The sequence below is a fragment of the Enterococcus rotai genome (assembly GCF_001465345.1).
Taxonomy (GTDB): domain Bacteria; phylum Bacillota; class Bacilli; order Lactobacillales; family Enterococcaceae; genus Enterococcus_L; species Enterococcus_L rotai.
This window is the reverse complement of record NZ_CP013655.1, coordinates 406,871-422,366: the sequence shown is the minus strand read 5'-3', so window position 1 is coordinate 422,366 and position 15,496 is coordinate 406,871. Positions and strand designations below refer to the sequence as shown.

The 15,496-nt window shown below is 35.8% G+C and carries 11 protein-coding genes; 10 read left to right on the top strand and 1 reads right to left on the bottom strand.

Annotated elements, in window-relative coordinates:
* Positions 1–8: 8 nt before the first annotated feature.
* The 5 genes from ATZ35_RS01970 to ATZ35_RS01950 all read left to right on the top strand — a co-directional run bounded on the left by ATZ35_RS01970 (position 9) and on the right by ATZ35_RS01950 (position 5,438).
* A complete protein-coding gene (locus ATZ35_RS01970; RefSeq protein ID WP_208929056.1) occupies positions 9–770 on the top strand; it encodes a hypothetical protein in 762 nt (253 codons plus the stop codon).
* 42 nt (positions 771–812) lie between these two features.
* The gene (locus tag ATZ35_RS01965; protein WP_208929053.1) at positions 813–1,685 is read left to right on the top strand and encodes a BsaA family SipW-dependent biofilm matrix protein; all 873 of its coding nucleotides are present in this window, start codon (positions 813–815) and stop codon (positions 1,683–1,685) included.
* A 45-nt stretch (positions 1,686–1,730) separates the two neighbouring features.
* The gene (locus tag ATZ35_RS01960) at positions 1,731–2,396 is read left to right on the top strand and encodes a winged helix-turn-helix domain-containing protein (protein WP_208929050.1); all 666 of its coding nucleotides are present in this window, start codon (positions 1,731–1,733) and stop codon (positions 2,394–2,396) included.
* Between the two features lie 108 nt (positions 2,397–2,504).
* A complete protein-coding gene (locus tag ATZ35_RS01955; RefSeq protein ID WP_208929047.1) occupies positions 2,505–3,164 on the top strand; it encodes a hypothetical protein in 660 nt (219 codons plus the stop codon).
* A 36-nt stretch (positions 3,165–3,200) separates the two neighbouring features.
* Positions 3,201–5,438, top strand: a complete 2,238-nt coding sequence (locus ATZ35_RS01950) for a vWA domain-containing protein (RefSeq protein WP_208929043.1) — start codon at positions 3,201–3,203, stop codon at positions 5,436–5,438.
* 20 nt (positions 5,439–5,458) lie between these two features.
* Here ATZ35_RS01950 and ATZ35_RS01945 read toward each other — a convergent pair whose 3' ends face one another.
* Complete coding sequence (locus tag ATZ35_RS01945; protein ID WP_208929041.1) at positions 5,459–6,334, bottom strand: helix-turn-helix domain-containing protein; 876 nt, start codon at positions 6,332–6,334, stop codon at positions 5,459–5,461.
* Positions 6,335–6,590: 256 nt separating this feature from the next.
* On the opposite strand from ATZ35_RS01945, the gene ATZ35_RS01940 reads away from it, so the two are divergent.
* The 5 genes from ATZ35_RS01940 to ATZ35_RS01920 all read left to right on the top strand — a co-directional run bounded on the left by ATZ35_RS01940 (position 6,591) and on the right by ATZ35_RS01920 (position 15,423).
* Positions 6,591–9,065 carry a SpaA isopeptide-forming pilin-related protein gene (locus ATZ35_RS01940; protein WP_208929038.1) on the top strand — a complete coding sequence of 825 codons (2,475 nt, stop codon included), beginning with the start codon at positions 6,591–6,593 and terminating at the stop codon, positions 9,063–9,065.
* Positions 9,066–9,188: 123 nt separating this feature from the next.
* Positions 9,189–9,374, top strand: coding sequence for a mersacidin family lantibiotic (locus tag ATZ35_RS01935; protein ID WP_208929036.1), 186 nt, complete (start codon positions 9,189–9,191; stop codon positions 9,372–9,374).
* A gap of 109 nt (positions 9,375–9,483) precedes the next feature.
* A complete protein-coding gene (lanM, locus tag ATZ35_RS01930) occupies positions 9,484–12,594 on the top strand; it encodes a type 2 lanthipeptide synthetase LanM (protein ID WP_208929034.1) in 3,111 nt (1,036 codons plus the stop codon).
* A gap of 15 nt (positions 12,595–12,609) precedes the next feature.
* Positions 12,610–14,751, top strand: coding sequence for a peptidase domain-containing ABC transporter (locus ATZ35_RS01925; protein ID WP_208929032.1), 2,142 nt, complete (start codon positions 12,610–12,612; stop codon positions 14,749–14,751).
* Positions 14,752–14,796: 45 nt separating this feature from the next.
* Positions 14,797–15,423: a DUF7317 family protein gene (locus ATZ35_RS01920; protein WP_208929030.1), complete on the top strand. Its 627-nt coding sequence runs from the start codon at positions 14,797–14,799 to the stop codon at positions 15,421–15,423.
* Positions 15,424–15,496: the final 73 nt, after the last annotated feature.

Here is a 15,496-nt window from a genome sequence, read left to right as displayed (position 1 = left end):
GAAAAAGGATGAAAAGAAAATACAGGGAGAACAAGTGGTTATGGGTGGGATTCCTCCTACTAATTAGTTTATCACTTACCTTAAAACCTGTTGAAGTAAACTCTGAATCCAACCTTCCCCCAGGAATAGTGGCTGGTGATGATCAAGGCATTAAAATAAAAAATGATGGACAATATCTTGTTGATATTCGAGATGTAGCACCAGGGAAAAAATGGTCTACCAAAATCACGATCATCAATATAGAAGAAGATATTCCTTATCACTTAACCATGAATGTCAGTAAACCGACGCTTATTGAAGGCTCATTAGATTTATCTGAAGCGATTCAGATGACCTTGATTTACGATGGGAAAACAATTTACACTGGACCGTTATCAGGTGTAAGCAAAACGCTAAATCTACAAGATAAATCAGCCCCACTAAATCTAGGGACATTCAAAGGGGGCGACACCAAGATGTTGGAAGCCCAATTTGAGCTAGATGGCAAGTCGTATACCAATAGAGATTTTTTTAAAAAGAATATAGTGGAAAATAGTTGGCAGTTTAAAGCAGTCAAAACAACATTACCAGATACTAAAGAGCCAGAGCAACCAGACAAGCCTTTTCTTGACAAACTAGTAAGTAAGTTAAGGCTACCAAATACAGGGGAAGAATGGCGTAATACTCTACTTTTTTCATGTATAGGCTTATTTTTAGTATTGGTTTCATTATTGATCATCAAACATAAAAAACAGGAAAAAAAACCATATAAACAGAATAAAAAATTGTAATTGGATTTTTTAGAACGATCAAATGATGGGAGGCGGTACAGCATGAAAAAAAATAAGCATAATCTTGGCAAAAGAATGAAACCAAGCAAAAAGCAAAAAGCAAGAGTAAATATAAAATGGATCATCGCTGTAAGTACATTTCTCTTTTCTGGTTTGATGGTTCTAGGAAGTACATATGCTTGGTTTGTCTCTGAAGATAGTGAGCTCAATCATTTTGTTGGTTCAAGATTATCTGCTGAAATCGTAGAAGAATTTGAACCCAATTTTGAATGGCAACCAGGACTAGCAACAAAGAAAGTGATTCAAGTTAGAAATACTGGAAATATTCCAGCATTTGTACGAATCAGTTTATATGAATACTTATTGACCTTCAAAATAGATATTACCGATCAAACGGGCAATGGTAATATAGCCGTCGCTTCACAAGAGGTGCTGCCAACGGTTGATCAAAAAAATACAGCATCATGGCAACCAGCAGCTAACGTTGGCGGAACGTATTTATATGGAGGCCAACAGTTGATTACGGAAAAAGCAATCGTTCCTAATCTACTTACAGGAACCGAAATGTATAAATTTAAAGAAAGTGCTAGAGAAAAGACAGATCTGCGTTGGTTTCAGTTAAACTTTCCAGATAACGTCTACGATGTTGCACCCGCAAAAGGAACAAAAAATTATTGGTTCTATCAAGACGGATACTTTTATTATTCTGAATTACTGGAACCAAATGAAATAAGTGCGCCGGTAATTAACAGCGTACGCTTGAGTCCGAGTGCGCCAAATCGATTTAAAGGTTCTTTATATCAACTAAATCCGATGATGGATGCTCATGACACCACGAAAGGGCTGTTAAGTTCCTGGAATATTGGCAATTCTGGCGATCTATATAACATGTACAATGGGCGCTTAAATGATTAAACGAAGAGTCATCAATGTGGAAAAATCAAAAGGATGTGAAAAGGTATGTACGCACTAGGAGTACTTTCGGCGAACAAAACGATACAAGAAAGCGAAAAAGAAAGGCTTTTTACTGATTTTGATATTTCAATCTATGATTTAGAAAATGTGGACATAGATTCTCTTCAAGGAATCATTCTTCAAAAAAATGAACAGATTCAAATCGAAAAATTATTTCAATGGCTAATCAAAGTTCGAGAAAGTCCGTTAAAACCAATCTGGATTTTGTCTAATGAACCATTAGGCGAAGAAAAAATCATCTATTTGAAATTAGGAGTCACTGGCTTTTTAGTAGAATCAGACACGTTTGATGAAATTGCTTGGACGATTAAAAATGGTTTACATTGTATGACTGTAGAAAAAGAGCGCGGCTTTTATTTAGATCCGTCGAGCTTTACTGTGTTGATTTCTGATACAAAGCTCGTTCTAACAAAACTAGAATATATGTTATTGGATTATTTATATACCTCTGGAAATAAAGTTCGGACCTATGAGGAAATTGCTCATTATCTATGGGAAAAAGAAGAAGTACCACCGAAATATCGTGTAGCGAATTTAATTTTTCACATACGACAAAAAATAAAGACGATCGATATCAAATATGCTGATGTCATTAAAACCGTTCGATCAAAAGGCTACAGACTAAATCTGCCGGATGAATCTATCAAGTAAGTAACAAAACGTCAGCTGTATAGATATCAAGAGTGATAACTTACTGGGTTGAAACCTTTAAATGTCTGGTAAATAGCGATTAAGTAACCAAAAGGAGTGGGTGGGCACGTGAAGAAAAAGCAGAAAACCAAGAAGTATGTAAGTATCAAACAATTTTGCTTATTTACAGGATTTTTGGTAATGATTATTTGTCTTTCCTTTGGTTTATATCAAACCTATGCAGCCTTGACAGATAGTGATCAAAAGCAGAATGAATTTAGAGTTGGGAACCTTCAAACTTCGATAGAAGAAGAATTTGATCCACCAACGATTTTTGAACCAGACAAAGAATATTTAAAAAAAGTCACGATAAAAAATACTGGAGAACAGGACATTTTTATTCGAGTTTTGGCATTACCCGTACTGACTAAAGCACAAGCAAATGGTTCTCTCACGCTGCTACCTGCAACGGTTGACGGACCAACGCCAATTTTGAGTATCGATTATAATTTGACCGATTGGACCAATGGAAATGATGGTTATTTTTATTATAAGAAGAAGCTGTTAAAAGGGGAGCAGACAACAAATTTATTCACTAAAGTGAAAATGAATCAAGCGAATATCACTGAAGAATATGAAGGTGTCTTGTTATCCTTTGAAGTCAAGGTCGAAGGAATCAGTACGACAAAATATGCTTATAGAGATGCTTGGTGGAGTGGTCAAATACCTACAAGCAAGCCACTTTTAGAGGTGGATAATTTATTGAAAAATCAAACAATTAGTGAATAGCAAGAAAATTCTAAGAGGTAGAGAAGAGGTGCTATTTTGAAAAAAAAAGAAAACAGACACTTAACGTTTTTTAAATGGTTGATACTTATTTTTTGCGTGATTGGCTCTACTTATGCAGCGCAATCCTCACTTTCGTACACCAATGCTCCAGTTAAGGCAGCTCAAAAAACTGACCTGCAGCCCGGACAAATAAAATTAAGTAAAACAGCTGAACCTGTAGTAGGTATGGTTAATCAATGGGATATCACACTTCGAATCGAAGGCCGTAACCAATTCCCACCACCTCCGACAGATGTTGTACTGATCATTGATACATCGGGAAGTATGAAAGATAACGATCGAATGGTCAAAGCTAAAATGGCAGCTGAAAAGTTTGTAAATATGGTTTTACGGAAAGATTATGATAATAGAATTGCTCTGATCACTTATAGTTCAGAAGTAACAAATTATACATTTAATGAAAGTGGTTGGAGTGACCAATTTGTCGATCCAACCCATAAAGGATTATTGATTGATAAAATCAAGGAATTAAAGCCAGAAGGTGGAACCTTCACTCAATCTGCAATAAAGTCTGCTACGGAAGTAATTGCTAAAGCATCCGGAAGTAAAAGAAATATCGTTTTGATTTCAGATGGTGTGCCAACATTCAGTTATCCACCAACTGAGCCATATAACCAACTAATCGGTATGGAAGAATACAACGTTCAATCTGGCTATACCTACTATGAAAGTGTTAAAACTATTCCAAAAGGAAAGTTCAATTATAACAAAATATATGGAAACGGTGCAGAAGGACGATATCGTTATGGTGCATTTGCACCAGATTATGAACAAATGCCGCCAAACTCAACAAATCGCTTAATGGCAAATCATGCCCATAGTGCAATAGCAGAAGCATCGATTGCAAAAAACGAGAAAATAGCAAATGGAGAGAATTTAGTCACGGATTTTTATACGATCGGTGTGGATATGGATTCGACTTCCTCAGATGATGGTATTGTTACCGGAAATAAGACCTTGAAAGAAATTGCGTCTTCCGAAGATAAAAGTTTTGCTGCAACAGCGGACAATTTAGAAGATATCCTGAGTGGCATTGCTGGAGAAATCGTAGGAGCAATCAAATCTGGCTTTGTTGTTGATCCGATGGGAACAGGATTCGAAATGACTGGAGCAGTCCAAGCAACACAAGGAACGACTGAAACCAAGGATGTAAATGGCCGACCGACCATCAATTGGAATGTCGGGACACTAAAAACGCCAGTTTCGCTTGACCCTGATGAAGATGTTATGTTTGCCGAAATAAAGTACCGTGTCAACGCAGACGATGAAGTATTGAAACCAACTGTCATTGATGCAAATGGATTAGCACAAACGAATGGACGAACAACCATTGTGTACAAAGACTACAATGATGTTATGAAACAAGCCGATTTTAGTGTACCCAAGGTTAAGCCAATTATTGTTAGTTTACAAAAGAAATTGCTCAATGAAACAGGCGCAGAAATAGACGACCGTACAGAAGTATTTGATTTTAAATATGGCGAAGATCAATACACAATAAATGATCGTTTTTCCCTCTATTCAAATGAGGTCAAAAAAATTGTTCATCCGTGGAAAGCCAATCAAGACTATGTTTTAGAAGAAATACTAAAAGCGAACCAAGACTACGAAACAACGATTGATATCAATGGTTTAACCAAGACTGGTTTAAAGAGTAGCTTTAAATTTGCAACAACAGTGGATGCTTATGCACATCAACAAATTGTTGTGACGAATAAAAAAAATCCAGACAGGAAAACAGTCAGCTTAAATATTCGCCAAGCCGTGCTTAAACCAAATTCAGAGTTAGTTGTACCATCAAAAGGATTTTATCGCTCTGTGATCGATGAGACACAGCAAAACTTGAACTTGATTTCTGGAAGTACAACCAAAGATTCTGCTGCTGAAGTAGCACAAAATCTCTTTACAAAATATGAAATTACCTTAGCAAAACAACAAAAGCAACTTAAAATTGTAGACTTGATTCCAGAATATTATACGTTTTATGGCTATATCGCCACAACGACGAATGTAGATTTAAATAAAACACATATTTCCAGTAATACAGCTGCTTTGATCAAGAATAATGAAGCTATTTTAGATTATCAAAAAGAAAATGAGTATTGGCTAACGCTGTTCATCACACCTAAGTTGGGGGAAGATAGTAATGGAGAACTCGTTATTTCACCAAGGCCCTACAGCTGGGATTACAAGGTCAACAAATTTGGATCCTAAGTGTTATAAAAAACAAATAATCAGCAAGTAATCTTATTGTTTTTCAATAATTTTCTGTATTCTTTGACGGTTGCCTGATAGTCCAACGTTTCTAAAATAGATAAATAGTTAGTGATGTGCGTGTTGACAGCGAGTTTTTGACTAGCGGTCTTAGCGATTTCATAGTTTAGGCTGGCGATGATCTTTTCAAATAGTCGGTAATCCGTTTGCGCATTTTCTTTGGCTAAGGTTGAAAAAATGAGTGTATTTTCATAATCTTGGCAATTTAAGCATAAGCCAGAAAGATTTAGGTAAATTCGTAATTTGATATCTTGATACTGTTCCAAAGTGCTGAGTGTGTCGATTTTTTTTCCAACCAAGGTTCCTAAGGCAATTGCTTCAGAAAGTTCAAAACAATATAAAGAATTATTGAGTAATTTTAATTCATAGAGGTACCATTTATCGATACCAATTAAATATTGTTTGATTGGGTCCATTAGCTCTTTCAAACAGTCGATAGTGTCAGACTCTGACTGCTCTAGGTTTAAGAGCGCCATTGACTGTGTAATTAAATTCAGGTGGTAATATTTTTTATTTTTTGTTGTACTATATAGCGTTTGTGATTGCGCAATAAGTGACGTTAGTTGTTGCTTATCTTTTTTAAAAACAGCTTGACTCAATTGGTGATATAAGTGATTTTCGGTTGGAAATACTTCAGGATCTAGGGCATACAGGAATTCGTCAACCGAGATGAAAAGCCTCTCCAGTATCAGTAAAAATTTATCAAAAGATGGCATGCTGGTATTTGTTTCAATCAAATAATAGGCTTGCCGAGTAATGATGCCATCATAAATATCTTTTTGGCTGAGCCCTTTTTCCTGTCTAATATTTTTTAATAACGTTCCATAATGTTTCAAAATAGTGCTCCTCTCTAACCGTAAAGAATAATTTACCTAATGAAAAAAGTTACAATGCTTATGTTATTATAGCAAAAACATTAAATAACCAATGAAAAATCAAACATTTTTTTTATATTTTATATTTTTTAAAATATCTTTCAAGTTTGGAGAGGAGTTGAGTAAGATGATTCAATTGTTTATTTGGTTCATTACATACTAAAGAAAGATTGCACAAGGGTTAGAAAAATCAAAATTGTTAGGAGAGCTTTTTTATATGAAACAGAAGATTAGCTATTTATTTTTTTCATTCGTTTTCGTCTTATTGACTTTGGGGGCTTTAGGTGTGAAGCAAGCTGAAGCTGTTCAAGGTAATGCATCATGGTCAGCAGGATCAAGTGTGAATAGCCAAATGGGAACGGCTTTTACAAATGATTACATGTCAAATGTTCAAAATAATCTTTTGACACCATCAAGTGCAACATCACGCTTTTTTGCTCCAGTATCATGTGGCGGCATTCAAGTAATTAAATATGATGAACGCACAAATGCACGATTGTCAGGAGCACAGTTTACCATTTATGATCGTTGGGGTCGAGCAGTTCAAGTGATTCAGACAAATTACAACGGAATTGCAGAAACAAGATCCTTACCACTTGGATACTATTCTATTAAGGAAACGAAAGCACCGACTGGTTATCAACTAGAAACAAGTGCTTTGAGTTTCAGTATTCTTAGAGCAGGACAATTTATCTGTATCACTAAATGTAATAAACCGTTACCAACTCAAACTGGCAGTCTTAAAGTCAATAAAGTTGGTGAAAATAATCAAGCCTTGGCTGGAGCCGTTTTCGATGTGTACAATGCGAATAATCAATACGTAGGAAGAATCACGACAAATGCTAACGGAGTAGCTACATTAGGGAATCTGCCATATGGTACGTACAAATTAATCGAAGTTCAAGCACCAAACGGGTATGAATTAGATGCAACACCGAAGTATGTTACGATTTCTGCTTCCTCACCAGGAGGAGTAGCGAGTATTACGATTTCAAATAAAAAAGTAGTAAAAACTGGAACGATTGAAGTAATTAAAAAAGATGAGTCTGGCAAGTTATTAGCTGGAGCAAAATTCTATGTTCTAAACAGTAAGAATGTCTATGTAGGACAAATCACAACAGATGCCAATGGTGTTGCAACCTTGACAAACCTACCTTTTGACACATACGTATTACTGGAATATGAAGCACCAGAAGGCTATGAATTAGATCAAACCTTAAAATATGTTACGTTGTCTGAGAATAGTCCGAACGGTAAAGCAAGTATTACTGTTGTGAATAAGAAAAAAATCACGACTGGCGCACTTGAAGTAGTCAAAAAAGATGAAGCCGGCAAGTTGCTAGCTGGAGCAGAGTTTGAAGTTCGTGATGCCAATGACAAAGTTGTTGGAACGATCACGACAGATGCCAATGGCATTGCGACATTGAAAGATTTACCATTTGGCACATATAAAATAATTGAAACAAAAGCACCAGAGGGTTATGAGTTAGACGCAACACCAAAAACAATTACAATTTCCAAAGGTGATCCAAATGGAGTCATCAGTATCACTATTGAAAATAAAAAGGCTAAAACAACTGGAAATCTTGAAGTAATCAAAAAAGATGAAGCTGGCACACTTTTAGCTGGCGCTGAATTTGATGTGTATAACGAAAAAGATGAGCTAGTTGGTAAAATCACAACGGATGCCAATGGTGTGGGCCAATTAAATGACCTACCGTACGGTACTTATAAATTAATCGAAACAAAAGCACCAGAAGGATTTGAATTAGACGCAACACCAAAAACGGTTACTATTTCTAAAGATGATCCAAACGGTAAAGTTTCAGTTGATGTAATCAATAAAAAAATCGAATTACCTGTTACAGGTTCTTTAAAAATCACGAAATATGTCAAAGATTCAGATCCAACTGTTTATTTAGAAGGTGCAGTTTTTGAAATCTATGACAATAACAACCAACTTATCGGGACACACACGACAGATGTCAATGGAGAAATCCTTTTAAATGATTTAGAACCAGGTAAGTATTATGTAATCGAAGTTGAAGCCCCACCAGGTTATGAACAAGACTCGACTTTCTACGAAGTGACGGTTGAATCTGGAAAAATAGCTGAAGTAAGACATGCAAATATCAAAAAAGAAAACTTGGGCGGATTGAAAATTACCAAATATGCCAAAGATGAATTCGGTTTTGAAACAGATATAGTCTTACCAAATGCTGAGTTTGAAGTAAAAGATTCAGCTGGAACAATTCATAAAGGAACGACTGATACTCAAGGGGAACTTTTCTTCCCAGACTTACCGGTTGGAGAAGTAACAGTCACTGAAACAAAAGCACCAGATGGCTATGAAATCGATGCAGCCACTCAAAATACAAAAATTGTTGCAGAAACAATCACAGAAGTAACGTTTTATAATCAACCTAAAGAGGAATTAGGCCGCGCCTTAGTTTACCTTTCAAGTAACGATGCGAAACAAGCACTACATGGCCTGGAATATAGCATCACCTGTACGAAAGGTGCAGCATTTGAAACAACAGTTGTCACCAATAAATTTGGCCAAATCAGCACTTACTTGCCACCAGGTGAATATGAAATAGAACCTGTTGTAAAAGGGTATTCGACCGCTTCTAAAGCAACTAGCTTTAAAATTGAAGCGAATAAATTCACTATTATTAGATTAACGATTTAAACAAGATCCAAACACACACAATTGTTTTAAGATAGATTGTTTACACAACGATCTATTTTAAATAAATGATAATAAAAAGTGCACATTTTATTATCCAAAAACTATTTGGGAGGAATACACATTATGAACAAACAAGCTGAGAAAAAAGTTGGAAAATCTTTTGAAGAATTAACACCAGAAGAAATGAATAAAGTTCAAGGAAGCTTCGGTTGGAGCTGGTCTTCATCATCTTCTTCATCATCATCAAGTAGCTGTTACTCTACAAGATGTAGCTATAGCTGCTGCTCTTCAAGATGTTGCGGATGGTAATTTAAAATAAGCGAGTTGCTAGACGAGTTCCTCTTGACAGGTGCCTTGTCTAGCACTTGTTTTTAACTAAAGAAATTTTACATAAATAAAGGGATAAAAGGAGTTTGGCATGAGTCTTAAAAATTTGGCGAAAGCAACATCGATCCGACAACGATATGATGTGTTAACAGAATATTATTTAGAAAACCATACGTCTTATTCTGAAGGAAATCTAGAAAATTATCACAACTGGCGTAAGCGACCTACAACGGTGACAGACGAACGTTTTCAGGAGATTTTAGCTTCATTAGAATTGACTGAAGAAGGTTTTGACTTAGCGATAAAGGAACTGACTGTAGATGAAAAAGCCTATATTTCAGCGGCTATTTATAACGAAAGCTGGGTAAAAACAACTAGACTGATTTTAGCGCAAGAGGATCGTTTAGTTGGGGATGTTTTGGACGAAAACAAAGCAAATTTCACGTATGCCTTACGTCTGCACATTGATTATTTTGAAAAACAACTAGAGCAAATCGTAGCAGACTTTCCAGAAGTTCAAGTTCAGGAAAGTGCCTTGACAGACTATATTGGTGAAGTAATCAATCGCTTTATGGACATCGGCTTACGAACGTTTGTCTATGATTTACATGTGGAAAAAGAGCAGTTGTCATTTTCAGAAGCATTAGATGACAAGGAAGGATTTCAGCACTATTTAATGGCTCGTTTTGATACACAAGAAAAGCTGGTCGAATTTTTTGACCACTATCCAGTCTTGACCAGGCTTTATGCAGAAACGATTGATTTTCAATTGATTAATTTTCGAGAATTGATGCAAGCTCTCTTTGAGAGTGGATCAGAATTGAATCGAGTATTCCAAGTAGAACAACCTATTTCTCTCACAGGGTTAAAAATGGGGGCAGGCGATTCACATGATCAAGGGAAATCAGTAGCGATTCTAACGTTCAGTAATGAAATTAATGTTGTTTTCAAACCTAAAAATTTGATGATTGGTGAGCGTTTTGATCATTTTGTTCAAGAAGTGAATAAAATGGAGCCGGCATTTGATTTTTATTTAACCACAAAAATAGTCAAAGAAAATTATACCTTTGAAGAATGCCTGATCTATTCTGAATGTTTGACGCAAGACGAAGTCAATCATTACTATCGCCAGTTTGGTCAAACGGTTGCTTTAGTTTATTTATTGAACGGAAATGATTTTCACTTAGAAAATGTACTTGCTTTTGGACAATATCCTGTTTTGATCGATCTTGAAACAATTATTCAAAACCATTTTCCGATGCCAGATAGTGAAAATGCAATCGTGAAAGTAATGCAGGAAAATGGTGAATCAGTAGTCATGAGTGGCCTGGTACCTATTTATTTATTTGAAGAACGGGCGGAAGCAGATGTTGAGGGGGCGACCAAAGGGATTCAATTAAGTGCTTTAAGCGGTGGGGAGCAAAAATTACCCTATAAAGTCCTAAAATTGGTTAATTTTGATTCGGTCAATATGCAGTTTAAGTATCAAGAACATATTACGGATGCAGCTGAAAATATCCCTTTATATAAGGGGGAGAAAGTTGATTTTGTTCCTTATATCGAAACCATCATTGCTGGCTTTAAAGAATTCTCAGCATTTGTTATGAAAAATAAAGAAACCTTAGCCTTTTTAGCGGAAAAGACTTTTTCCGACTGTCTTGTTCGTAACGTAATCAAAACCACTCAAAGCTATGGTGATTTGTTGGATTACTCTACCCATCCTACGTGTATGGTCGACTATATCGAGCGGGAAAAACTCTTTGAGAATCTGTGGATGCATGGCTATTCTAACTCAAATCCAGTACCTTACGAAGTCAGAGATATGCTACAACATGATGTACCAATTTTCTTTAATCCAACTAGCACAAAAGATTTAATGGCTAGTCAAGGTGAAATTATCAAAGATATGTATCAAGAAAAAGCGATTGATCTCGAAGTACAACGTTTAAGAAACTTCTCAGAGTTGGAAGAAAAAGAACAATTAGATTATCTAAAAACATCCTTTGGGTTATATCATTCGACGGACTTACAAGAAAAAACAATTCCATTAAATGAGCAAACCCATCAAGTAAACTTTTTAGATGGCGCAACAGCTGTAGGTGAGGCTGTACTTGAAGCAGCTTTTTTAGGAGAAGAATCGATTGCTTGGAAAGACATTGAAGAAACAACTCCAGATAATTATGTGGTCAATGTTATGAACGAAAATTTTTATGATGGCATTACTGGGATGTATCTGTATTTTAGCGAACTGTATCATATTACTAAAAATCAAAAATTCCAAAAACCATACGAGTTGGCAGAAGCCTTAGTCTTAAAATTGGAAGAGGATTATGTCGATAGTATTTCAGCATTTTATGGTTCTTTTGCCGCAGTTTATCCATTACTTTATACCTATCAATACAATCACGAACCGAAATTATTAGAAACGGCCGAATCGATTGCCAATAAGTATATGGAAAGATACGAAAATGAAAACGTTGAGAGTTACGATTGGAATGGTGGGACAGCTTCAATCATTAAAGTTTTTGTGCATTTATATCAACAAACCAATAAAAAAGCTTATTTCTTATTCGCTAAACAATTACTTTTAGATCTAGAACTTGCTCAAATAACTCAAGGTGGTTTTGCGCATGGTTATTCAGGTGTAATTCATGCAGCAAATAGTCTATTAAAAATCGAGAACGATCCTGAAATCATGTTGATTATTAAAACGTGTTTAGTCAAAGAAAGAACGACGTTTGATCCTGTCAAAAAAGGCTGGTTAGATCTTCGTCCTACACCGCCTATGATCAATGATTTATGGTGTTATGGTTCAACAGGGATTGGTTTAGCCTATTTAGATTTATGGAATAGCGGATTTGAAGATGCTCGATTAGCGGAAGAAATTCAAATTGCGGCAGAGCGACTGATCAACCAGCAAAAAAGAGATGATTGTTTATGCCATGGGAATTTTGGAGATCTAGAGTTTTTGATTGAATATAGCAAAACAGACTTGGCGACAAAACAACAAAAAGAACAAATTAGAGTGAAAATACAACAAGCACATCAAAAAATTCAGGATGAACAGTATACCTTTGAAGGCTTGCCGACGATACCTAAATATGGACTGTTCACAGGTCTAGCTGGTATTGGCCATGAACTTTTACGTATTCATACTGCTGATCAAGTCGCAGATATACTAACGTTAGAACTACCGATGTAAAAGGAGGGAAGCATATTGACGAAAAAGATACCATTTACTGAACAAAGCGAGCATAGTGAATGTGGATTAGCTTGTACAGCGATGGTTTTGAATTATTATGATGACAATGTAACGCTAAGTCATCTTCGAGATGTCTATGGCGTACCAAAGGGGGGGAACACCCTAACAAATCTGAATCAAATTTTACTGGATCGAGGAATTGAAACAAAGGCTATTCGTGTGTTGGATTTAGAGATTTTAGAGGAACAAACAACACCAACCATTTGTTTTTGGGAAGAACGTCATTATGTTGTGTTGGAGAAATTAACAGCTAAAGAAGCCACGATACTGGATCCAGCAAGTGGACGGAAAAAAATCAAACGAGCTGAATTTCAAGAAAGCTTCTCGAATATTGCCTTGATTATAACGGATGTTGATGTGACGATCACACAACGAAAAAAACAAAAAAATGCAACATGGACGATTTTAAAAGATATTTTAAGTGATCAAAAAGCCAAAGTTGCTCTCTTTATTGTTTTGACACTATTGATTCAAATGGTAACCATTGCGATTCCGAGATTAACCCAAACGATTATTGATAATTCAACAGCAGCTGTCTCTAACATCTTTCAAATAGGTTCAACGATCGCGATTCTTTTTATTGCGTATTACTTATTACAAGTTGCCAGAGGGTTAGTTTTAATTGTTCTGGAAAATCTATTTGATTTGACGCTGATGAAAGCCTTTATGAAGAAAATCATTCATTTACCACTACGTTTTTTTGTTAACCGTTCAACAGGGGACTTGATTTTCCGTGCTAACCTCAGCGTGATCATTCAGCAAATCATGAGCCAGCGGATGTTAACGATCTCAGTAGATTTCTTATTTGTTTTCATCTATTTGATTTTAATGGTCAATTTGTCCGCTAGTTTAACCCTGATTGCTATTTTCGGTGCATTTTTGATGGGAGCAATTTCTGTTGTCAATTCTAAACGAGTTCAAAGCATCACCAATAAAGAATTGATTGCTCAATCTAAAGTTCAACGGATCTTAGTAGAATTATTTGAAGGAATGGAAACCGTTAAATCATCAGGATCCGAAAATCAATTTTATTCAAAATGGCGTAAGGAATTCAAAAATCAAATCATGCTGCGAGCAGAGAAAAATCGCTTTTCGACTTGGGTCAGAACAATCCAAACATCGATTCAATTTATTTTGCCGATCATATTGATTTATGTGGGGCTATTTCAAGTAACCAAAGGACAAGTAACATTAGGGGAACTAATTAGCTTCAACGCATTATCAGGAGCGTTTATTGCACCGATCGTGACTGTTTTTGATTCTTATACAGAGTTTTTACTACTACGTTCTTATTTTGGTAAGTTAAACGAAATTTTAGAAGCTAAGGAAAATCCTCGTCTAGCAATCGAAGGCGAGAAAGTAACTGCGATTGATTCTGTGACAGTTGAAGATGTATCATTTAAGTACAGTTATTTTGAGGAAGATATTTTGCATTCCGTTTCTTTTAACATTGAACCTGGCGATAAAGTGGCTATTGTTGGGAAAAGTGGTTCAGGTAAAAGTACATTATTAAAATTGTTGGCTGGTTTGTATGATACCACGTCAGGTCAGATCAAATTCAACGACATTGATCTAAAACAAATTGATGATCGTTCATTAAAAAATTGTGTTAGTATCGTTAATCAAAAACCAACGATTTTTAATGCATCCTTATATGATAATATCGTTTTGAATCAGGACGAGGCAACGGATGAACGAGTGGAACAAGCGATTTTTGATTCTAGAGTAGACGAAATCATTATGAATTTGCCATTAGGCTTAGAAACACAAATCTCTGAAGGCGGGATGAATTTATCTGGTGGACAGATGCAGCGAATTTCAATTGCACGGGCGCTGGTAAAAGAAACCAGTCTATTATTAATGGATGAGCCAACAAGTTCACTAGATAATATTTCTGAAAACTTTATTATGAATCGATTGAAGACGTATGATTTTACTTGTATCATTGTGGCGCATCGTTTAAATACAATCAAACATTTTGACCGGATTTTAGTGATGGATCAAGGGGAAATCGTGGAAGAAGGAACGCATCAAGAGTTACTGGCGTTAGAAGGGTATTATCATTCGATCTATTTTGATCCGATGAATGTCACATAAGTGAGCATTGCTTGAGATACAAGTAGAATAAGGGGGGAAAATAAAATGGCAGTTATTGGCTATATGCGTGTCAGTACACATTATCAAAAATTTGATTCTCAACAACAAGCGCTTGAAGAGTATGGTGTCGATAAAATTTTCAAAGAATATGAAAGTGGCCGAAAAAGTTTTCGGAATGAATTGAACAAGGCTTTGATTATTTTGAAGCCTGGTGATACGTTTGTTATTTTTAAATTAGACCGCTTAGCTCGAGGAACAAAGCAGTTGTTAGGCTTGCTAGAAGAATTTGATCGAAGAAATATTCATTTTGTCAGTATCGAAAATAATATCGATACCTCCACTCCAATGGGGCGTTTCTTTTTTACGATTATGGGCGCTTTTGCTGAAATGGAAGCTGAATTGATTCGTGAGCGTGTATTAGCTGGTTTAAGTGCTGCTAAAAAAAACGGGGTTATTTTAGGTCGCCCTCCTCTTGTTGATCAAGTGAATCAAGCTCTTGAACTTTATCATAATACAACGATTTCAATAGAAGAAATTTCAAAGCGCTGTGGCATTTCAACGTCTACGATATACCATCATCTAAGAAAAGAAGGTATTTATCGGACGAAAAAGAAAACGAATTTGTCAAACGTTGAAAAGATATTAGTTAGTAGTGGCGAAAAAAATGAATGATAGACAAGCCTACTAACTTGATTGTAAGCAGCTTCTTTTCTTGTTGTTTATTTTGATAAAGAGTCGTAGACAA